This is a genomic window from Streptomyces sp. NPDC002276 (assembly GCF_053891435.1).
In genome coordinates this window covers 235,870-254,026 of sequence record NZ_JBSFCQ010000013.1, presented here as the reverse complement: position 1 = coordinate 254,026, position 18,157 = coordinate 235,870, and the positions used below count along the sequence as shown (strand labels likewise).

Sequence of the window (18,157 nt, the reverse complement as noted above, 5' to 3'; positions counted from 1 at the left end):
AGTTCCACTCCTCAGACGCCCCGCCGCCGCAGCAAATGCCCCCGAGCCACCCCGTCCCGCACTCCACCCCGCTCCACCAGTGCGGCCGCGATACGGTCCTGGACCTCGGCGGACCGCTTGCCCGCGTACTTGAACTTGGCGCGTACGCCGGTCACTTCGAGGCGTAGAGCGCGGATGCCGGACAGCAGGCGGCCGTTCGGCGGCTCGCCCGGGGTGACCGGTGTGGTGCCGCCCTCGGGCTGGAAGTGGCCGACCTGGCGGTTGAGGAGGTTCGCCTTCTCGGCCGGGTCGTCCACGAGGTGGGCGGTGCAGCGGAGTTGGACGGCCGCGTAGAAGCTGGTCGGCACGCCGTGTTCCGGTGGGGTGTCCGGGTCCGCCTGCCAGGGGCCGGGGATGTACACGTAGTCGTCGACGACGCTCAGCACCACCTGGGGGTTCAACTCCAGCGCCGGCCACAGGGGGTTGGGGCGGGCCAGGTGGGTGATCGCCTCGCCGCGCTCGGGGTCGTAGGCGAAGTGGAGCGGTTGCACGAACGGGGGTTCGCCGGGTGGGCCGTTGACGGCCAGTTGGCCGAAGTCGTGGGCGGCCAGCCAGTGTTGCCACTCGGTGTCGTCCTGCGGTGCGTCCCAGGGGTGGACGAGCATCACAACACCCCCAGGTAGTCCGGGAGTTCGATGTCGGGGGACAGGTCGTCGTTCGGGAGCGGGGTGCCGTAGCCGGTGTTCAGGGGGAGGACGCCGGCCCAGTGGGGGAGGTCCAGGTCCTCGGGCTCGTCGTTCGCGCCGCCCGTGCGGAGCTTGGCGGAGACCTCGTCGAGGTCGAGGCGGATCACCATGGTGGCGGCGAGTTCCTTCTTGTTGCCGGGCCGCGAGTCCGCCGAGCGGCCGGGCACGACATGGTCGACCAGCGCGTCCAGCGCCGTCCGTTTCTCCTCGGGGTCCGTCACCTGGTGGGCGATGCCGTGCACCACCACGGAGCGGTAGTTGATCGAGTGGTGGAAGGCGGACCGGGCCAGCACCAGACCGTCCACGTGGGTCACCGTCAGGCACACCGGGAGCCCCGGGTCGGCCTGCCCCGTCATCCGCAGCGGGCGCGCACCCGTCGAACCGTGCACGTAGAGCCGCTCGCCGACCCGCCCGAACAGTGTCGGCAGCACGACCGGCCTGCCGTCACGGACGAAGCCGAGGTGGCAGACGTAGGCCGTGTCGAGTATCGCGTGCACCAACTCCTTGTCGTACGACGCCTTTTCCGCGGAACGCGTCGGGACGGTCAGGTCGGTCGGCGTGTACGCGGCGGGCTGCGGTATCGGCTGCGAGGCGGTCCCCTGCATGGCGTTCTCCGTCTTCATCCGTGCTCATTCGTGTTCATCGGTGTTCGAGTTGCGATGCATATTGCACTAGTGCATAGTGTTCTTTGTGCTAGGAGGATATCGGATCGAAGGGCGACGCGCAGCGGACATCGCTGCCGACGTCGAGCGCGCGGTGGGCTCGGGAGAGCTGGAGCCGGGGCAACTGCTGCCTCCCATGCGGGAGTTGGCCGTAGAACTGGGCGTGAATCCCAATACGGTCGCGGCCGCGTACCGGACCCTGCGGGAGCGCGGGGTCATCGAGACCGCCGGGCGGCGCGGCAGCCGGGTGCGGCCCAAGCCGGCCACGACCGGGCGTGAGCACATCCGGGTGGATGTGCCGGAGGGGGTGCGCGAGGTGGCGCACGGCAACCCGGATCCGGCCCTGCTGCCCTCCCTTGCCGAGGCGTTCACCCGGGCCGCCGAGCTTTCGGACCGGGAACCGGTCATGTACGGCGACGACCCGGTCGAACCGGAGTTGGCGCGCCTCGCGCGGGCCGCCCTGGATGCGGACCGTGTGCCGGCCGGTCCCGTGGCCGTCGCCTCAGGCTCCCTGGACGCCATCGAGCGCGTCCTCGCCGCCCATCTCAAGCCCGGTGACACCGTCGCCGTCGAGGATCCGGGGTGGGGCAGTCTGCTCGACCTCGTACCGGCGCTCGGGCTGCGCGTCACCCCCGTCCGCGTCGACGACGACGGACCGCGCCCCGACGACGTGCGCACCGCGCTGGAGTCCGGCGCGCGGGCCCTGATCGTCACCGACCGGGCGCAGAACCCCACCGGAGCCGTGGTGAGCGCCACGCGCGCGCGTGCCCTGCGTTCCGTGCTCCGCGAGCACCCGGAGGTCCTGCTGATCGAGGACGACCACGGCCACGGCATCGTCGACCAGCCCCTGCACCCGCTCGCCGGCGCCACCCGCCACTGGGCCTTCGTCCGCTCGATGGCCAAGGCCTACGGTCCCGATCTGCGCCTCGCCGTGCTCACCGGGGACACCGTCACCCTCGACCGGGTCCGTGGCCGCCAGCGTCTGGGCCCTGGCTGGGTCAGCCGGATCACCCAGCGCGCCGTGGCCCGGCTGTGGGCCGACGGCGCGGTGGACACCCCGGCGGTGGCCGCCGCCTACGGCCGCCGCCGGGACGCGCTGATCGCCGCGCTCGCCGACCACGGCGTCACGGCGTACGGCCGCAGCGGCCTCAACGTGTGGATCCCGGTACCGGACGAGACCGGCGCGGTCTCCCGCCTCCTCCACGCGGGCTGGGCCGTCGCCCCCGGCGCCCGCTTCCGGATGAGCGCACCGCCCGGCATCCGGATCACCGTCTCGACCCTGACGGCCGACGAGAGCGGGCGGTTGGCGGAGGCGATCGCCTCCGCGTGCGGCCGGACGCCGATGCGCGGCTACGCGTAAGGGCATGACCTTGTAGCGCACATGGGATATGACTTCGGGTATCTCGTAGTATCGCTTACATGTTGAACCTGGAGCGGCTGCGCACCCTGGACGCCCTGGCCCGGCACGGGTCGGTCAGTGGTGCCGCCGAGGGGCTGCATGTGACGACCTCGGCCGTGTCCCAGCAGTTGTCCAAGCTGGAGCGGGAGGTGGGGCAGCAGCTCCTCGCCAAGAACGGGCGCGGGGTGCGGCTCACCGACGCCGGGCGGCTGCTCGCCGAGCACGCGGGCCGGATCCTGTCCCAGGTGGAGCTGGCCCAGGCCGATCTGGAGGCCCAACGGGGGCAAGTGGTGGGCGAGTTGAGGATCTCCGCGTTTCCGACCGCCGCCCGCGGGCTCTTCCCCGCCGCGCTCGCCGCGCTGCGCGCCCAGCACCCCGCGCTGCGCGTCCGCTCCACCGAACTGGAGCCGGAGAGCGGTATCTCGGGAGTCGTGCGCGGCGATCTCGACCTCGCGGTCGTCCTCGACTGGTATAACAAGCCGATGCCGCTGCCCGATGGCCTGGTCAAGGCGCCGATCCTGGACGACCCCGCCGATGTGGCGATGCCGGTCGGCCATCCGCTGGCGGACCGCGACGAGGTGGACCTCGGGGAGTTCGCCGAGGACGAGTGGATCACCTGGGCCGAGGGCGAGTTCTGTCACGAGTGGCTGATGTTCACCCTGCGCTCCCGGGGCATCGAGCCGATCATCGGCCACCGCGCCGCCGAGACGCACACCCAACTGGGCCTGGTGGCAGCCGGGTTGGGCGTCTGCATCGCACCCCTGCTGGGCCGCAGCCCGATGCCCGCCGGAGTCGTCACCGTCCCGCTGAAGCAGCGGGTGAGCCGGCATGTCTACGTCGTCTGGCGCGCGGACGCCGACCGCCGCCCCTCCATCCGCGCGGCGGTCGAGGCGCTGCGGGCGGCGGCGGAGACGGTCGTCTGACGGCGGGCGTGAGGTAACTGGCGGGCAGGGCGGCCGACGTGCTCGCGGTGCGGCCGACCCGCATACGGGCGTGCGGGCGGCGGCGGAGGCAGTCGCCCAACAGTGGGCCTGAGGCAACTCGCCGTCAGGGCGGCCGACTTGCGGGCAGCACGGGCGACTCGTCGGTAGGGGCAGGGCAGCCCACGTACGCGCGGCGCAGCCAACCCGCCTACAGGTGGGCCGACCTGAGCACGGCGCAGTCGCCCCGCCCACAGGCCGCCGCTCTGCGCCCAGACCCGCCATCTCCCCTACAGCGCCGCCAACTTGCGGAAGTCCCAGGACGTCACCGTGTCCGGCGTCAGCCGAATCCACGCGTGGCGGCCGTCGTAGGGCATCGAGTCCAGGCCGAAGTTCTTCTGCGCGAACAGCTTCTCCACCGCGACGAGTTCGGGATGCGGCTCACCCGTGCGCGGGGACTCGCCCACGAACTCGACGGTCCCGGACAGCTCGACGCCCCGCAACTCGTCGTAGGCGTGCCCGCCGTCGACGACCACGGCGATGCGCTGGTCGCGGCGCAGATCGGCCCAGCGCTTGCTGCGGGTGATCGAGTACAGCCAGAACGAGGTGCCGTCCCAGGCGAACCAGAGCGGGCTGACGTGCGGGGCCCCGTCCGCGGAGACGGTCGCGACGCGGCAGGTGCGCTCGGCGGCGAGGAACTCGTCCAGTTCCTCGGGTGTCATCATGATCTTCCGGCCTCGACGCTGAGTGGCGGTCATGCGATCCCCTTCGGCTACGGCGCGAGCGGCGGGCAGCCGCTTCTGACGGTACGTCAGGAAGGGTGGCCGGATGAGCGCCGGTCGTCTTCCGTACGCACGCGATGCTCGTTACTGTCACCCGCCCCGGCCGTCGACGACAAGGGAGAGCCATGCCGTCGCACGCACAACTCAGTGAGATCCTCGACACGGTGAGCACTGCCCTGCTCACCGTCGAATGTCAACAGGGCGTGGTCGGCCCGGACAGCGCGCTGCCCGAACTCGCCCTCGCCGCACGGTCGTCGGGCGCGCTCACCAACGTCGCCCGGCTGGTCGCCGCCGCGCACGAGAGCGGGGTCCAGGTGATCCACGCGCTCGCCGAACGCCGCCCGGACGGCCGGGGCGCCAACCACAACGCCCGCCTGTTCCGCGCCGCCGAACGCCTGCCCGTCCAGCAGCTGTCGGGCACCGCCGCGGTCCGCGTGGCACCCCCGATCGAGGTCGCCGAGGAGGACTTCGTCGTACGACGGCTGCACGGTCTGTCACCGATCCAGGGCACCGAAGTCGACGCGCTGTTACGCAACTTGGGCTGCCGCACACTGATCGTCACCGGCGTCTCGGCCAACGTCGCGATCCCCAACGCGGTGTTCGACGCCGTCAACCGCGGCTACACCGTCGTCGTACCGAAGGACGCCATCGCGGGGGTGCCCTCGGAGTACACCCCCGCGATGATCCGCAACACCCTCGCATTGGTCGCTACGGTCGCGACCACGGACGAGGTGCTGGGCTGTTTCAAACGACCGCGCAGGGCCGATCGACGCTGACCGTCACGCCAGCGTGATGGAGTCCCCGGACACGGAGATCTGCTCGGCTGGCAGCGCCGTGGTCGCGGGACCCTTCTTCACACTGCCGTCGGTGATGGAGAACTCGCTCTTGTGGCACGGGCAGCCGATGACGCCGTTGCTGATGGTGGTCACGGCGCAGCCCTGGTGGGTGCACTTCGACGAGAACGCCTTGTAGGTGCCCGCCGTCGGCTGGGTGACCACCACGCCCTGGTTGGCGAAGATCTTGCCGCCGCCCTCGGGGATGTCGGTGGTCTTCGCCAGTTCGGTGCCACCGGCGTCACCCTGGGCGGTGGACGCGCCGGCCGTGGTGGTGGAGCCGGAGGTGTCCGAGGAGTCCGACGACGAGTCGTCGCTCGACGAACACGCGGTCAGCGCGACGGCGAGTCCCGCCGCGCCGACCGCCGCCAACGCGGTGCGACGGGAGGGCGCCGTAACGGGTTCGAACGAATCGCTGGTCATGCTGACGTTCCTTCCAGAAGAAAGCATTTGTGGGTCCGCAAAGGGGTACGGGGTACGGATGACCGTCGTTCAGACGGTGTCGAGAGCTTGGCCTTATCGAGATCAGGCAGGCGTAAAACCACGCTGTCGTTTCGCTGTCGGCCCTGCATAAGGCCTGAACACGCACCCGGTGAAGCCATGAGTGAACCTCTTTGGCGCGCGCGCCGTTTCAAGTCTCGCCAGCACAACGCCCACACCCCGACGGGTGTCGGGGGCGGGGGCCCGACGAATGGACGGACTTGAACGAGCAGAGCAAGAGAACTCCCGGCCGGCGGAGCCTGCTGCGCGGCGCCGCGGTGGCGGGTTGCGCGATGGCCCTGTCCGTCGCGGGGGCGACGACGGCGAGCGCCTCGGCGCACACCGCGCCCACCGTGAACTACGTCGCGCTGGGCGACTCGTACGCCTCAGGACCCGGCATACCGACCCAGGTCGACGCCACGTGCGCGCGGTCCGACCAGAACTATCCCTCGCTCCTCGCGGCGGCGCGCGACTGGCAGCTGACCGACGTCAGCTGTTCCGGCGCCACCACGACCGCCCTGGCCGGACCCCAGGGCACGAAGGCGCCCCAACTGGACGCCCTCGGCGCGGACACCGACGTGGTCACCCTGACCATCGGCGGCAACGACATCGGCTTCTCCGGCAACCTGGCCACCTGCGCCGGACTGACGTCCAAGAACCCGACCGGCAACCCGTGCCAGACCTTCTTCACGAGCGACGGCACCGACCGGCTGGCGCAGCGCGTCGACGACACCGCTCCCAAGATCGCCGCGGCCCTGGACGCCGTCCACGAGCGGGCTCCGCGGGCCAAGGTCGTGGTGGTCGGCTATCCCGACCTGTTCCCGGACGACGGAGTCGGCTGCACCAGCTCCGCCGTACCGCTCGCGGCCGGCGACTTCGGCTATCTGCGGGACACCGAGAAGAAGCTCAACGCGATGATCGCGGACCAGGCGTCGGCGCACGGCGCCGCCTACGTCGACACCTACACTCCGACGGTCGGACACGACATGTGCAAGCCGGCCGGCGAGCGCTGGATCGAACCCCTGGTCGCGGCGGCGCCGACCGCGCCCGCCCACCCCAACGCCCTGGGCCAGCAGGCCATGGCCGCCTCCGTGGAGCGCGCCGTCCGCTGCGCCGCGTACCGCCGATGACCTGAGCGGAAAGGGGGCGTCCGCTGTCCCGGTCCTGGTGAGAGCGGGCGCCCCCCCACTCCTCGTAGAATGCTCACTCCGTGCCGGAGGCGCGTCCGAAGCGGTTGCGGACGGCAAGGCCAGGGAGTCTCGGAAAGTGCTCAAGGAAGTCATCGCGACCCGTTACATCACGCCCCTGCGGGAGGGCGGCTCGCTGCCGGGGCTCGTCGAGGGCGACGACTTCGCGCCGTACGTCATGAAGTTCAGCGGCGCCGGGCAGGGCCGCAAGACGCTCGTCGCCGAGGTCGTCGTGGGGGAGCTGGCCCGTCGGCTGGGCTTCCGGGTGCCACGCCTGGTGACCCTCGACCTCGATCCGGTGCTCGGGCTCGGCGAACCCGACCAGCAGGTACAGGAGTTGCTGAAGTCCAGCGGTGGCGCCAACCTCGGCATGGACTTCCTGTCCGGCGCCCTCGGCTTCGACCCGCTCGCCTTCACGGTGAGCCCCGAGGAGGCGGGCCGGATCGTCTGGTTCGACGCCCTCGTGAACAACGTCGACCGGTCCTGGCGCAACCCCAACCTGCTGATGTGGCACGGCGACCTGTGGCTCATCGACCACGGCGCCACCATGATCTGGCACCACAACTGGCCCGGCGCGGAGGCCTCCGCGGCCCGCGCCTACGACGCCGCCGACCACGCCCTCGCCCGCTTCACCCCGGACCTCGCGGGCGCCGCCGCGGACCTGGCACCGAAGGTCACCAGGGGACTCCTCGCCGAGGTCACCGCCGAGATCCCCGACGCCTGGCTCACCGACGAACCCGGCTTCGACACCCCGGACCTCCTCCGTGAGGCGTACGCGGCACCCCTCCTCGCGCGCGTGCCCTTCATCCACGAGCGCATCAAGGGACTCCAGTGACCGAGCGCCACATCATCCGGCCCAGCGAGGCCAACGAACGAGATGTCTTCGAGTACGCCCTGCTGCGCGTCGTACCGCGCGTGGAACGCGGCGAGTGCATCAACGCCGGAGTCCTCGTCTACTGCCGCGCCCGGTCCTACGTCGGCGCCCGCACCCATCTGGACGAGGCGAGGCTGCTCGCCCTCGACCCGCAGGCCGACGTGGCCGGGATCCGGGCCGCGCTCGGTGCCGTGGAAGGCGTGTGCGCCGGTGGTGACGCGGCCGGGCAGGCGGCGCGGGACGACGCGGGGCGGCGCTTCCGCTGGCTGATCGCGCCCCGGTCCACCGTCGTGCAGCCCGGGCCCGTGCACACCGGACTCACCGTCGATCCGGCGGCCGAGACGGAGCGCCTGCTCGACCTGCTGGTGAGGTAATGAATCACACCCGGCCCTGCGCACGTTGACACCGAGTGCCAGGGCTTCTAGCGTCACGTCTGCCGAAGGTACTAAGCGGTCGCTCACCGACGGGCCGCAGTTTTCAAGGGCGAGAGTTTCTCAAGGGCGAGGAGAACCAGGAATGTCCACCACTGAGCAGCGGGTCGCGATCGTCACCGGCGGAGCGCGGGGCATCGGCGCCGCCACCGCCGTACGCCTCGCGGCCGAGGGCCGTGCGGTCGCCGTCATCGACCTCGACGAGGCCGCCTGCAAGGACACCGTGGAGAAGATCACCGCGGCCGGCGGCAAGGCCCTCGCGGTCGGCGCCGACGTCTCCGACGAGGCACAGGTCGAGGCCGCCGTCGCGCGCATCGTCGCCGAGCTGGGCGCGCCGACGATCCTGGTCAACAACGCGGGCGTGCTCCGCGACAACCTGCTCTTCAAGATGAGCGCCTCCGACTGGGACACCGTCCTGAACGTGCACCTGCGCGGCTCGTTCCTGATGACCAAGGCCGTCCAGAAGCACATGGTCGACGCGGGCTTCGGCCGGATCGTCAACCTCTCCTCGTCCTCCGCCCTCGGCAACCGCGGCCAGGCCAACTACTCCGCCGCCAAGGCCGGTCTCCAGGGCTTCACCAAGACCCTCGCCATCGAGCTCGGCAAGTTCGGCATCACGGCCAACGCCGTCGCCCCCGGCTTCATCGCCACCGACATGACCGCCGCGACCGCCGCCCGCGTCGGCATGGGCTTCGAGGACTTCAAGGCCGCCGCCGCCACCCAGATCCCGGTGCAGCGCGTCGGCGAGCCCGACGACATCGCCAACGCCGTCGCCTTCTTCACCGACGAGGCTGCCGGTTTCGTCTCCGGCCAGGTCCTGTACGTCGCCGGCGGACCGCTCAACTAGGGAATTCGGGAACACGGAACCATGACTGAACAGCCTGAACTGCCCGCGCTCTCCGGCAAGGTCGCCGTCATCACCGGCGCCAGCCGCGGCATCGGCTACGGCGTCGCCGAGGCGCTGCTCGCCCGCGGCGACCGGGTCTGCATCACCGGCCGCAACGAGGACGCCCTCAAGGAGGCCGTCGAGACGCTCGGCGCCGACCGCGTCATCGGCGTGGCCGGCAAGGCCCACGACGAGGCCCACCAGACCGTCGTCGTCGAGCGCACGATGGAGGCCTTCGGCCGCGTCGACTACCTGGTCAACAACGCCGGTACGAACCCGGTGTTCGGCCCGATCGCCGACCTCGACCTGAACGTCGCCCGCAAGGTCTTCGAGACCAACGTCATCTCGGCCCTCGGCTTCGCCCAGAAGACCTGGCACGCCTGGCAGAAGGACAACGGCGGCGCGATCGTCAACATCGCCTCCCTCGCCGGGATCTCCGCCTCACCGTTCATCGGCGCGTACGGCGTCAGCAAGGCCGCGATGGTCAACCTGACGCTCCAGCTGGCGCACGAGTTCGCGCCGGGCGTACGGGTCAACTCCATTGCCCCGGCAGTGGTGAAGACCAAGTTCGCCGCCGCCCTGTACGAGGGCCGCGAGGCGGAGGCCGCCGCCTCCTACCCGCTGGCCCGGCTCGGTGTGCCCTCCGACATCGGCGGCGCCGCCGCGTTCCTCACGTCGGACCAGTCCGAGTGGATCACCGGCCAGACCCTCGTCGTCGACGGCGGCATCCTCCTGAACGCCGGAGTGGCCTGACCCGACGACCCGGGCGCCGGTTTCTTTGCTGTTCCCTTTACGGAACCGGCGCCCGTGTCGAGGTACGAAAACGCGCACAGCGGACTGACAACGTCGTCATAAAACCGCTGATCAAGAGCCCCGTCCGAACCTTGCTCAACCGGCCGGGGCACTGCGGTATGGTCTGCCGACCCTTGGCACGGCGGATCGAGGAGCATGCGCGTGTTCAACCGGAACCGAGGCCTGCGGAGAGCCGCGGCGCTCACATCGATATCCCTGGTGGCCGGCTGCGGGGTGTTCTCGGACGGAAATCAGGACGACCGGGGACCCATCGTCGTCGGCACCACCAGCGCCCCCAGCACGCTCGACCCGGCCGCCTCCTGGGACGGCTCGTGGGAGCTGTTCCGCAACATCTACCAGACGCTCCTCGCCTACCCGACCGGCGCGACCACCCCCGAGCCGGACGCCGCCAAGAGCTGTGGTTTCACGGACGGTTCGAACACGACGTACCGCTGCGAACTCCGCGCGGGCATGAAGTTCGCCGACGGGGACACGCTCGACGCCCAGGCCGTCAAGCACTCCATCGACCGCATCCGACAGATCGACGTCCCGGGCGGACCCGCGGGACTGCTGGGCAGCCTCGACCGCGTCCAGGTGACCGGTGACCGCGAGGTCGTCTTCCACCTCAACAAGCCCGACGCGACCTTCCCGTTCGTGCTCGCCACCCCGGCCATGTCGATCGTCGACCCCGACGACTACCCCGCGCACTCCCTGCGCAAGGACGGCAAGGTCTTCGGCTCCGGGCCCTACACCCTGAAGTCCTACGACGACGGCAAGCAGGCCCAACTCGTCGGCAACGACCGCTACAAGGGCTTCGCCAAGCGGGAGAACAGCGCGGTGACGATCCGCTACTTCCAGGACTCGGGCACCATGGTGAAGGCGCTGCGGGACCAGAAGATCGACGTCACCTACCGCGGCCTCGCCGCCGACGACATCGTCACCCTCCAGGGCAGCCCCTCCAAGGACCTGCAACTGGTCGACGGCTCCGGCACCGACATCAACTACCTGGTGTTCAACCCCAAGGACCAGTGGGCCCGGAACCCCGCCGTCCGCAAGGCCGTCGCCCAGGTCGTCGACCGCGGGGCGATCACCCACAAGATCTACCGCGACACCGTGGACCCCCTCTACTCCATGGTCCCGAAGGGCCTCACCGGCCACACCACCGCCTTCTTCGACGACTTCGGGGACCCCAGCGTCCCCAAGGCGCGGAAAATCCTCACCCGCGCGGGCATCACCGAACGCGTCCCGCTCACCCTCTGGTACACCAGCGACCGCTACGGCTCCGAGACCGCCCTGGAGTTCAAGGAACTCAAGCGGCAGCTCGACGGCTCCGGGCTCTTCACGATCACCCTGAAGAGCCGCCCCTGGAAGACGTATGTGACGGGCTACCAGAAGGGCGAGTATCCGGTGTTCGGGCGCGGCTGGTTCCCGGACTTCCCCGACGCCGAGAACTTCATCGCGCCCTTCGTGGGACAGCAGAACGCGCTCGGCACGCCCTACCCGTCGCCGCGGATCACCGGCGTACTGCTGCCCGAGTCCCGCAAGGAGTCCGACCGGGCCGACGTGGTCAAGGAGTTCGAGGAGGCGCAGCAGATCCTGGTGGACGACACCCGGCTGCTGCCGCTGTGGCAGGGCCGGCAGTACGTGGCCGCCAGCGACGACATCTCCGGCGGCGAACAGGCCCTCGACCCGTCGACGATCATGATGATGTGGCAGCTGTACCGCAAGACGAGCTGGTGATCCGGCTCGCGGCACGCGTTGTCAGTGGTCGCCTGTAGGTTCTGGGACATGGAAGCGACCGCACTCGCGCGCTCGCTCCGCATCGCAGTCGCCGCACACGGTAAGGAAGTTGACGTGACCGACATCTCCATGCTCCCCGAGTCCTGGCGCGGAGTCCTGGGCGACGAGCTTCAGCAGCCCTACTTCAAGGAGCTGACCGAGTTCGTCGAGGAGGAGCGGGCGAAGGGACCGGTCTACCCTCCGCGCGAGGAGGTCTTCGCCGCCCTGGAGGCGACACCGTACGACCAGGTGAAGGTGCTGGTCCTCGGTCAGGACCCGTACCACGGCGAGGGCCAGGGACACGGCCTGTGCTTCTCGGTCCGCCCCGGAGTGAAGACCCCGCCCTCCCTGCGGAACATCTACAAGGAGATGAAGGAGGAACTCGACCTCCCGATCCCGGACAACGGCTATCTGATGCCGTGGGCCCAGCAGGGCGTCCTGCTGCTCAACGCGGTGCTCACGGTCCGCTCCGGCGAGGCCAACTCCCACAAGGGCAAGGGCTGGGAGAAGTTCACCGACGCGGTGATCCGCGCGGTGGCCGACCGCCCCGACCCGGCGGTTTTCGTCCTGTGGGGCAACTACGCGCAGAAGAAGCTCCCCCTGATCGACGAGGAGCGGCACGTCGTGGTCAAGGGCGCGCACCCCTCCCCGCTGTCCGCCAAGAAGTTCTTCGGCTCCCGCCCGTTCACCCAGATCGACGAGGCCGTCGCCAAGCAGGGCCACACCGCGATCGACTGGCGCATCCCGAACCTGGGCTGAGCTCGCCGGGCCGGTCCGGGGCCGCCTGACGGCGATTGTCAGTGCCGCCGGTTAGCTTCGACAGGGACGGCCAACGGTGGCTGACAAGGTGCGGAGGACGCTGTGACGGAGCGACAGGAGCAGGCGGCGCCGGACGCTTTGCTGACGCGGATCGGACAGGTCGTCATGCTGCACCACGGCGGCGATCGCGAGGAGGCCAGGGAGCGGCTGCTCGGTCTGTGGGCGGAGCTCGGTGAGGACGGCGCCCCGCTGCATCGCTGCACACTGGCGCACTACCTGGCCGACACCCAGGACGACCCGACCGACGAACTCGCCTGGGATCTCCGGGCGTTGTTGGCGGCGGACGAGCTGACAGACGGGCGGGAGACGGGGGACACCGGCCAGGAGGGGGCGGGTGGGGTGCGCGGCTTCTACCCCTCCCTGCATCTCAACCTCGCCGCCGACTACATCAAGCTCGACCGCCCGGACGCCGCCCGCACCCACCTCCGCCGCGCCCGCGCCGCCTGCACGGTCCTCGCGGACGACGGCTACGGCAACGGGGTGCGGGCAGCGATCGGCCGACTGGAACTGCGGCTCGACACAGAGGGCGGTGCGGCCGGGGAGGGGACCTGGGGGCCGCCGAGACAGCGGCCCTAGGTTTCCTCCGACGTCAACGGCCGTATGTCTGACCGCAGATGATCGACTGCGGGCTGTCCTTCTGCCAGCCGCCGTACTTCCTGCCCAGGGCGCAGACATCTGACGTGTTCTTGGGTACCGACCTGACCACGTCCGGGATGTCCGCGCTCGGCTGCCGGGGGTGGCGCGGCTTGGGATGCGGGTGGGGATGGGGGTGCTGGTGCGAGCGGGGGACCGGTGCCGGTACCGGTGCCTGGGCCGCCCGTGGGGGCGGGGCCGGTGCGTGGTGCGGTGGATGCGCGACCGGTTTCGGGCGGTGCGAGGGGTCGATGAGTTCGAGCGCCTCCCGGGCCGGGGCCTGTACGACCTGCGGCTCCGCGCTGCCGTCCGGGCGCGGCACCGACGCTTGGGACGGTGCGGCCGGGGGAGCGGGAGCCGGTGGCCGCTGGACGGTCACACAGCCGGACAGGGCCGAGACAGCCACGGTGACCAGGAGCGTTGCGGTGGTCGTCGTTCGATGCACCCGCGCAACTCTGCTGGTTCCGGCCCTGTTTGGGACAGCGGACGGGCGGATGATGCCCCACACGGGTGATCTCCGCCCCCTTACGGACGGCCCGCGCCCGCCCTGGGTGACGACGTGACGTCAGTCGCCGGTGCTGCCGTCGATCCGCTCCCGGAGCAGATCGGCGTGGCCGTTGTGCCGCGCGTACTCCTCGATCATGTGGGTGTAGATCCAGCGCAGGTTGAAGTGCTCGCCGGTGCGGTGGTGCTTGCCCACGGAGATGTCGTCCAGGGTGAACCGGGCCGCGATAGCGTCCGCCGCCGCGATCTCGGCCCGCCAGGTCGCGTGGGCCTCCACCCAGGTGTCCGTCCCGGTGGTGTGGAAATCGCCGTCCGGGTCCTCCTCGGTGAAGTAGATCGGGTCCGCCTGCTCGTCCGCCATGACCGAGCGGAACCAGCCCCGCTCCACCTCCGCCATGTGCCGCACCAGGCCCATGAGGGACAGCGTGGAGGGCTCCACGGACCTGGTCCTCAACTGTTCGTCGGTGAGCCCCTCGCACTTCGAGGCGAGGGTCTCGCGGTGGTACTTCAGCCAGCCCTCCAGCATGGTGCGTTCGTCGGCGGTGGTCGAAGGTTCACTGCGCTCGATCGTCATGCCCGCATCCTCGCGCTCCCGGTCCGCCCGCACCACCGGATATCGCCCCGCCGTATGCTTCCGGGAACGTACCGCTGGGCGAGCGCCAGGGAGGCTCCGTGAAGGTCGGCTGCATCGGACTCGGTGACATCGCGCAGAAGGCCTACCTGCCGGTTCTCGGCGCCCTGCCCGGCGTCGAACTGCATCTCCAGACCCGCACCCCCGCCACCCTCACCCGCGTCGCCGACGCCCTCCACCTGCCGGCGGACCGGCGCCACCCGGACCTCGACGCACTCCTCGCGCAGGACCTCGACGCCGCGTTCGTGCATGCCCCCACCACCGCGCACCCCGAGATCGTCACCAGGCTGCTCGCGGCCGGCGTACCGACGTACGTCGACAAGCCCCTCGCCTATCAACTCGCCGACTCCGAGCGCCTGGTGCGGCTCGCGGAGGAGCGGAACGTGTCGCTCGCGGTCGGCTTCAACCGCCGCTACGCCCCCGGGTACGCGCAGTGCGCCGACCACCCGCGCGAGCTGATCCTCATGCAGAAGAACCGGATCGGGCTCCCCGAGGAGCCGCGCGCGATGATCCTGGACGACTTCATCCACATCGTGGACACCCTGCGGTTCCTGGTGCCCGGACCGATCGACGACGTGACCGTCCGCGCCCGCACCCAGGACGGACTGCTGCACCACCTCGTGCTCCAGCTCTCCGGCGACGGCTTCACCGCGCTCGGGGTGATGAACCGGCTCAGCGGCTCGGTCGAGGAGATCCTGGAGGTCTCCGGCCAGGACACCAAGCGTCAGGTCGTCAACCTCGCCGAGGTCGTCGACCACAAGGGCCAGCCGACCGTACGGCGCCGCGGGGACTGGGTCCCGGTGGCCCGGCAGCGCGGCATCGAGCAGGCCGTGCTCGCCTTCCTGGACGCCGTACGCGCGGGGAAGGTGCTCAGCGCCCGGGACGCGCTGGCGACTCATGAACTGTGCGAGCGGGTGGTGCGAGCGGTCGCGGAGCGGTCCGCCGCAGCCTGAACGCCACCGCGCCCTCACCCGCGCACGTCGCCGCCAGCACCAGCAGGGCCAGGCCCACCGGCCAGGCGCCGTAGCGGACGTACGGCGTGACGCCGTGGGCGAGCGGGACGTCGTAGACCTGAGTCGTGTCCGAGTCCGTGCCGAGCCAGGGGCCGATGCGTTCGCCGCTCGGGCCGTAGACGGCGGAGACGCCGGTCAGGGTGGCGTGGACCATCGGGCGGCCGGTCTCGGCGGCGCGCAGGGCGCCGAGCGTGGCGTGCTGCTCGGGGGCCCAGCTGTTCTGGAAGGACGAGGTCGAGGACTGGGCGAGCAGGACGTCGGCGCCGTCCTGGGCGAGATGGCGGCTCATGTCGGGGAACGCGGTCTCGAAGCAGATCAGCGGGCCGATGCGCAGCCCGTGCCCCACGTTCATGACGACCTGCTCGGTGCCGTGCCTGCGGTCGACGCCCGCCGCCTTGCCGACGGAGGTGGCCCAGCCGAGCAGTGAACGGAACGGGATGTACTCCCCGAAGGGGACCAGCCGCATCTTGTCGTAGCGGTCGCCGGTGAGCCCCTGCGGGCCGACCAGGACCGAACTCTTGTAGATGCCGGGTTTGTCGGAGCGCTCGGCGTCCACGTTGACCAAGATGTCGGCGCCGGTCTCCTTGGAGAGGGCCGCGATACGGCGCGCGAGATCGGGCCGCTTCCCGAGGTCGAAGCCGACGCTGCTCTCGCCCCAGGCGATCAAGTCGACATGTTGACCGGCCAGTTGGCGGGTCAGTTGTTCCTCGCGGTCGAAGCGCCGGTCGCCGCTGTCGTCACCGTCGATGACCCCGGGCTGTACGACGGCGATCCGCACCCGGCCGTCGACGTCGGGGCGCGGTGACCACACCCAGGCCGCCGAGGTCACGGCGGCGGTGGCGACGAGCCCGGCGACGGCCGGCACCCGCACCGCACGGACCGCGACCAGCACGGCGACCGCCACATTGACGGCCACCACCAGGAAGCTCAGCAGCCACACCCCGCCGACCGACGCGAGCCGCAACGCCGGTTCCACCTGCCACTGGGTGGAGCCGAGCAGACCCCAGGGCCCGCCCAACCCCTGCCAGGACCGCACGAGTTCGACCATCAGCCAGCCCGAGGGCAGCACGAGCAGCGCGGCGGCACCCCGCCGGAGCGACGGCACGCCACCGAGGAAGCGGCGCACCAGCCAGCCCCACGGCGCCCACAGCGCGCCCAGCAGGCCCGCGATGACCACGATGAACACGCTCAGGCTCGGCACCAGCCAGCTGTGCACGGCCAGCATGAACCCGAGCCCGCCGCACCAGCCGTCGTAGACCGCCCGGCGTGGGGTCGGCGCCGAGCGGGTCAGCAGGATCCAAGGGACGAGCGCGACGTAGGCGAACCACCACCACGACGGCGCCGGGAACGCGAACACGGGCAGCGCGCCCGCGAGCGAGGCGAGCAGTGAACGCCGCCATGGGGAGGCGAGCCAGTCGCCGAAGGTCTTCATACGGCACCTCCCTACCCGCTGATCGCTCCAGTGTGCGCGTCACGGACGATCTCGCACAGAGGATGTCGCGCCAGTCACCTCGATCGACTCGATCGAGTCAGTTGATCACGGCCTCCGGGTGTCGCTCCGGAAGGCGCCGCCACTTCTCCGCCACGACGACCCCGGTCAGCCGCCAGCCGTCGTGCGTCCGCAGCAGCCCGAACTCGTACCGCCCGCCGCACACGAAGTCGGGCGCGGTGGAGGTGTCGTCGGCGTCCTCCTTGGCGAAGCGCATCGGATTCACGTAGTCGGCCTGGACGCGCGCGGTGTCGTCGGTGTTCTGGTCCAGGGTGCCGAAACGGATCCGCCGGTTCACGATCAGATGCTGCCGCATCGGGAACAGCCGCATGCTCTCGGCGAGCCACCCGGCGACGTCCTCCGCGTTCCCCTCGATGCCTCCGGCGGACCGGTAGTCGGCCCGCCCGTTCGGCGCGAACAGTTTTCGGTACGCCTCCCAGTCGCCGTCGTCCACCGCCACCGCGTACTCGGTGATCACTTCGTCCACGGCCAGCCGGTCCATCACGATCGCCAGTTCCACACGCTGCGTCATCGGCCAAGTGTTGGTCACGCGGTGTGTCGAGCCAAGGGGTACACGGGGACAACGTGAGGAACATTCGGTGGTGTTCGGACAGGTGTGCGTCCCTGGACGTGGCCGGATCCCTCAGTCCCGCTGCTCGTCGGCGGGCGTCTTCAGCAGCCGTTCCAGCTCCTGCCCGGCGTCGTCGTACCCGGCGTCGGAGATCCGCCGCAGCTCGCGCAGGGTCTCCCGGTCGATGTTCGTGTGCGTCATGCCCCCATGCTGCGACCCTGCCCCAGGGGCGGGGTCAAGTGGGACGATGGCCGGGTGATCCCCATCGGGCAGCCGGCCGGGTATGTCGGAGTCTCGGTCAAGACCGTCCGCGTCCATCACGCCAAGGGCCTGCTCCCCGAGCCCGAGCCCGAGCCAGAACGCGACGCGTCCGGATATCGCCGCTACGGCGCGCACGACGCCGTCGATGACGACCTCACCGCCCGCATCCGCATCCGCATCCGCGACCTGCGGGCAACGCGGGGGCGGCTGCGTCGGCTCGCCGCCGGAGATCTGACACCGCTGCCCGACGAGGGATCCTCGTGTTCGCCACCCACCCCGAGCACGCGATCACCCTGTTCCACGACCAGGCCGGGACATTGGCCGACCCGGCGCTGCGACAGCTCTTCCTGGACTACGACCGCGCGCACGACCTTGCCCCCGAGGATCCCCGCCCTCGTCCAGGGCATGGTCAACGCCTCGTCCCCGGCCTGGCGGCGACTCGACACGCTCGTCCGCGCCCGGCTGGGACCGGCCACCACCTGAACT

Annotated in this window: 22 protein-coding genes; 13 read left to right on the top strand and 9 right to left on the bottom strand. The window is 70.7% G+C overall.

From position 1 onward, the window contains the following. Nucleotides 1-11 precede the first annotated feature (11 nt). Both ACWIHT_RS30615 and ACWIHT_RS30610 read right to left on the bottom strand, forming a co-directional pair. Nucleotides 12-644: an FMN-binding negative transcriptional regulator gene (locus tag ACWIHT_RS30615; RefSeq protein WP_456171509.1), complete on the bottom strand. Its 633-nt coding sequence runs from the start codon at nt 642-644 to the stop codon at nt 12-14. Next, nucleotides 644-1,330, bottom strand: a complete 687-nt coding sequence (locus tag ACWIHT_RS30610; RefSeq protein WP_456171564.1) for a pyridoxamine 5'-phosphate oxidase family protein — start codon at nt 1,328-1,330, stop codon at nt 644-646. Before ACWIHT_RS30610 ends, ACWIHT_RS30615 begins: the two co-directional genes overlap by 1 nt. An 85-nt stretch (nt 1,331-1,415) precedes the next feature. Here ACWIHT_RS30610 and ACWIHT_RS30605 point away from each other — a divergent pair, with 85 nt between their 5' ends. Continuing rightward, nucleotides 1,416-2,747: an aminotransferase class I/II-fold pyridoxal phosphate-dependent enzyme gene (locus tag ACWIHT_RS30605; protein ID WP_456171508.1), complete on the top strand. Its 1,332-nt coding sequence runs from the start codon at nt 1,416-1,418 to the stop codon at nt 2,745-2,747. 59 nt (nt 2,748-2,806) lie between these two features. Continuing rightward, on the top strand, nt 2,807-3,709 hold the full coding sequence (locus ACWIHT_RS30600; protein WP_456171507.1) for a LysR family transcriptional regulator: 903 nt from the start codon (nt 2,807-2,809) through the stop codon (nt 3,707-3,709). A gap of 287 nt (nt 3,710-3,996) precedes the next feature. Here ACWIHT_RS30600 and ACWIHT_RS30595 read toward each other — a convergent pair whose 3' ends face one another. Beyond that, nucleotides 3,997-4,464, bottom strand: coding sequence for a pyridoxamine 5'-phosphate oxidase family protein (locus tag ACWIHT_RS30595; RefSeq protein ID WP_262061753.1), 468 nt, complete (start codon nt 4,462-4,464; stop codon nt 3,997-3,999). 149 nt (nt 4,465-4,613) lie between these two features. Between ACWIHT_RS30595 and ACWIHT_RS30590 the strand changes: the two genes are divergently transcribed. Continuing rightward, nucleotides 4,614-5,264, top strand: a complete 651-nt coding sequence (locus ACWIHT_RS30590; protein WP_456171506.1) for a cysteine hydrolase — start codon at nt 4,614-4,616, stop codon at nt 5,262-5,264. Nucleotides 5,265-5,267: 3 nt separating this feature from the next. Here the strand turns inward: ACWIHT_RS30590 and ACWIHT_RS30585 are convergent, their stop codons facing one another. Continuing rightward, nucleotides 5,268-5,744 (bottom strand): Rieske (2Fe-2S) protein, encoded by a 477-nt coding sequence (locus tag ACWIHT_RS30585; RefSeq protein WP_456171505.1) that lies wholly within the window; start codon nt 5,742-5,744, stop codon nt 5,268-5,270. A 350-nt stretch (nt 5,745-6,094) separates the two neighbouring features. Here ACWIHT_RS30585 and ACWIHT_RS30580 point away from each other — a divergent pair, with 350 nt between their 5' ends. The 8 genes from ACWIHT_RS30580 to ACWIHT_RS30545 all read left to right on the top strand — a co-directional run bounded on the left by ACWIHT_RS30580 (nt 6,095) and on the right by ACWIHT_RS30545 (nt 13,145). Then, nucleotides 6,095-6,931, top strand: a complete 837-nt coding sequence (locus tag ACWIHT_RS30580) for an SGNH/GDSL hydrolase family protein (RefSeq protein ID WP_456171563.1) — start codon at nt 6,095-6,097, stop codon at nt 6,929-6,931. Between the two features lie 136 nt (nt 6,932-7,067). Then, on the top strand, nt 7,068-7,823 hold the full coding sequence (locus tag ACWIHT_RS30575) for a HipA family kinase (RefSeq protein ID WP_456171504.1): 756 nt from the start codon (nt 7,068-7,070) through the stop codon (nt 7,821-7,823). Beyond that, complete coding sequence (locus tag ACWIHT_RS30570) at nt 7,820-8,236, top strand: DUF3037 domain-containing protein (protein ID WP_456171503.1); 417 nt, start codon at nt 7,820-7,822, stop codon at nt 8,234-8,236. Before ACWIHT_RS30575 ends, ACWIHT_RS30570 begins: the two co-directional genes overlap by 4 nt. A 142-nt stretch (nt 8,237-8,378) precedes the next feature. After that, complete coding sequence (gene fabG, locus ACWIHT_RS30565) at nt 8,379-9,140, top strand: 3-oxoacyl-ACP reductase FabG (RefSeq protein WP_456171502.1); 762 nt, start codon at nt 8,379-8,381, stop codon at nt 9,138-9,140. 21 nt (nt 9,141-9,161) lie between these two features. Beyond that, nucleotides 9,162-9,932: an SDR family oxidoreductase gene (locus ACWIHT_RS30560; RefSeq protein WP_456171501.1), complete on the top strand. Its 771-nt coding sequence runs from the start codon at nt 9,162-9,164 to the stop codon at nt 9,930-9,932. Nucleotides 9,933-10,127: 195 nt separating this feature from the next. Beyond that, complete coding sequence (locus ACWIHT_RS30555; protein WP_456171500.1) at nt 10,128-11,711, top strand: ABC transporter substrate-binding protein; 1,584 nt, start codon at nt 10,128-10,130, stop codon at nt 11,709-11,711. A 114-nt stretch (nt 11,712-11,825) separates the two neighbouring features. Next, complete coding sequence (gene ung, locus ACWIHT_RS30550; RefSeq protein ID WP_019071064.1) at nt 11,826-12,509, top strand: uracil-DNA glycosylase; 684 nt, start codon at nt 11,826-11,828, stop codon at nt 12,507-12,509. A gap of 102 nt (nt 12,510-12,611) precedes the next feature. After that, nucleotides 12,612-13,145 carry a hypothetical protein gene (locus ACWIHT_RS30545; protein WP_456171499.1) on the top strand — a complete coding sequence of 178 codons (534 nt, stop codon included), beginning with the start codon at nt 12,612-12,614 and terminating at the stop codon, nt 13,143-13,145. A gap of 13 nt (nt 13,146-13,158) precedes the next feature. Here ACWIHT_RS30545 and ACWIHT_RS30540 read toward each other — a convergent pair whose 3' ends face one another. Together ACWIHT_RS30540 and ACWIHT_RS30535 are read right to left on the bottom strand one after the other, a co-directional pair. Further along, entirely contained in the window at nt 13,159-13,647 is a 489-nt protein-coding gene (locus ACWIHT_RS30540) for a hypothetical protein (protein WP_456171498.1), read from the bottom strand. Between the two features lie 120 nt (nt 13,648-13,767). After that, nucleotides 13,768-14,280: a DinB family protein gene (locus tag ACWIHT_RS30535; protein ID WP_456171497.1), complete on the bottom strand. Its 513-nt coding sequence runs from the start codon at nt 14,278-14,280 to the stop codon at nt 13,768-13,770. Nucleotides 14,281-14,378: 98 nt separating this feature from the next. Here ACWIHT_RS30535 and ACWIHT_RS30530 point away from each other — a divergent pair, with 98 nt between their 5' ends. After that, nucleotides 14,379-15,290 (top strand): Gfo/Idh/MocA family protein, encoded by a 912-nt coding sequence (locus tag ACWIHT_RS30530; RefSeq protein ID WP_456171496.1) that lies wholly within the window; start codon nt 14,379-14,381, stop codon nt 15,288-15,290. Here the strand turns inward: ACWIHT_RS30530 and lnt are convergent. The 3 genes from lnt to ACWIHT_RS30515 form a co-directional block, all read right to left on the bottom strand. Continuing rightward, complete coding sequence (lnt, locus tag ACWIHT_RS30525; RefSeq protein WP_456171495.1) at nt 15,208-16,782, bottom strand: apolipoprotein N-acyltransferase; 1,575 nt, start codon at nt 16,780-16,782, stop codon at nt 15,208-15,210. The two genes, ACWIHT_RS30530 and lnt, sit on opposite strands and share 83 nt — an antisense overlap. Nucleotides 16,783-16,879: 97 nt before the next feature. Next, nucleotides 16,880-17,371: a nuclear transport factor 2 family protein gene (locus tag ACWIHT_RS30520; RefSeq protein ID WP_456171494.1), complete on the bottom strand. Its 492-nt coding sequence runs from the start codon at nt 17,369-17,371 to the stop codon at nt 16,880-16,882. Nucleotides 17,372-17,482: 111 nt separating this feature from the next. Then, on the bottom strand, nt 17,483-17,611 hold the full coding sequence (locus tag ACWIHT_RS30515) for a hypothetical protein (RefSeq protein ID WP_456171493.1): 129 nt from the start codon (nt 17,609-17,611) through the stop codon (nt 17,483-17,485). Nucleotides 17,612-17,665: 54 nt separating this feature from the next. On the opposite strand from ACWIHT_RS30515, the gene ACWIHT_RS30510 reads away from it, so the two are divergent. Then, nucleotides 17,666-18,154: a MerR family transcriptional regulator gene (locus ACWIHT_RS30510; RefSeq protein WP_456171492.1), complete on the top strand. Its 489-nt coding sequence runs from the start codon at nt 17,666-17,668 to the stop codon at nt 18,152-18,154. Nucleotides 18,155-18,157: the final 3 nt, after the last annotated feature.

Bases quoted from the DNA above. Each gene is read 5' to 3' on its own strand.
- lnt (WP_456171495.1), bottom strand. From the start codon at position 16,782: ATGAAGACCTTCGGCGACTGGCTCGCCTCCCCATGGCGGCGTTCACTG.
- fabG (WP_456171502.1), top strand. From the start codon at position 8,379: ATGTCCACCACTGAGCAGCGGGTCGCGATCGTCACCGGCGGAGCGCGG.
- ACWIHT_RS30555 (WP_456171500.1), top strand. From the start codon at position 10,128: ATGCGCGTGTTCAACCGGAACCGAGGCCTGCGGAGAGCCGCGGCGCTC.
- ACWIHT_RS30590 (WP_456171506.1), top strand. From the start codon at position 4,614: ATGCCGTCGCACGCACAACTCAGTGAGATCCTCGACACGGTGAGCACT.
- ACWIHT_RS30560 (WP_456171501.1), top strand. From the start codon at position 9,162: ATGACTGAACAGCCTGAACTGCCCGCGCTCTCCGGCAAGGTCGCCGTC.
- ACWIHT_RS30595 (WP_262061753.1), bottom strand. From the start codon at position 4,464: ATGACCGCCACTCAGCGTCGAGGCCGGAAGATCATGATGACACCCGAG.
- ACWIHT_RS30615 (WP_456171509.1), bottom strand. From the start codon at position 644: ATGCTCGTCCACCCCTGGGACGCACCGCAGGACGACACCGAGTGGCAA.
- ACWIHT_RS30515 (WP_456171493.1), bottom strand. From the start codon at position 17,611: ATGACGCACACGAACATCGACCGGGAGACCCTGCGCGAGCTGCGGCGG.
- ACWIHT_RS30535 (WP_456171497.1), bottom strand. From the start codon at position 14,280: ATGACGATCGAGCGCAGTGAACCTTCGACCACCGCCGACGAACGCACC.
- ACWIHT_RS30580 (WP_456171563.1), top strand. From the start codon at position 6,095: ATGGCCCTGTCCGTCGCGGGGGCGACGACGGCGAGCGCCTCGGCGCAC.
- ACWIHT_RS30520 (WP_456171494.1), bottom strand. From the start codon at position 17,371: ATGACGCAGCGTGTGGAACTGGCGATCGTGATGGACCGGCTGGCCGTG.
- ACWIHT_RS30600 (WP_456171507.1), top strand. From the start codon at position 2,807: ATGTTGAACCTGGAGCGGCTGCGCACCCTGGACGCCCTGGCCCGGCAC.
- ACWIHT_RS30585 (WP_456171505.1), bottom strand. From the start codon at position 5,744: ATGACCAGCGATTCGTTCGAACCCGTTACGGCGCCCTCCCGTCGCACC.
- ACWIHT_RS30610 (WP_456171564.1), bottom strand. From the start codon at position 1,330: ATGCAGGGGACCGCCTCGCAGCCGATACCGCAGCCCGCCGCGTACACG.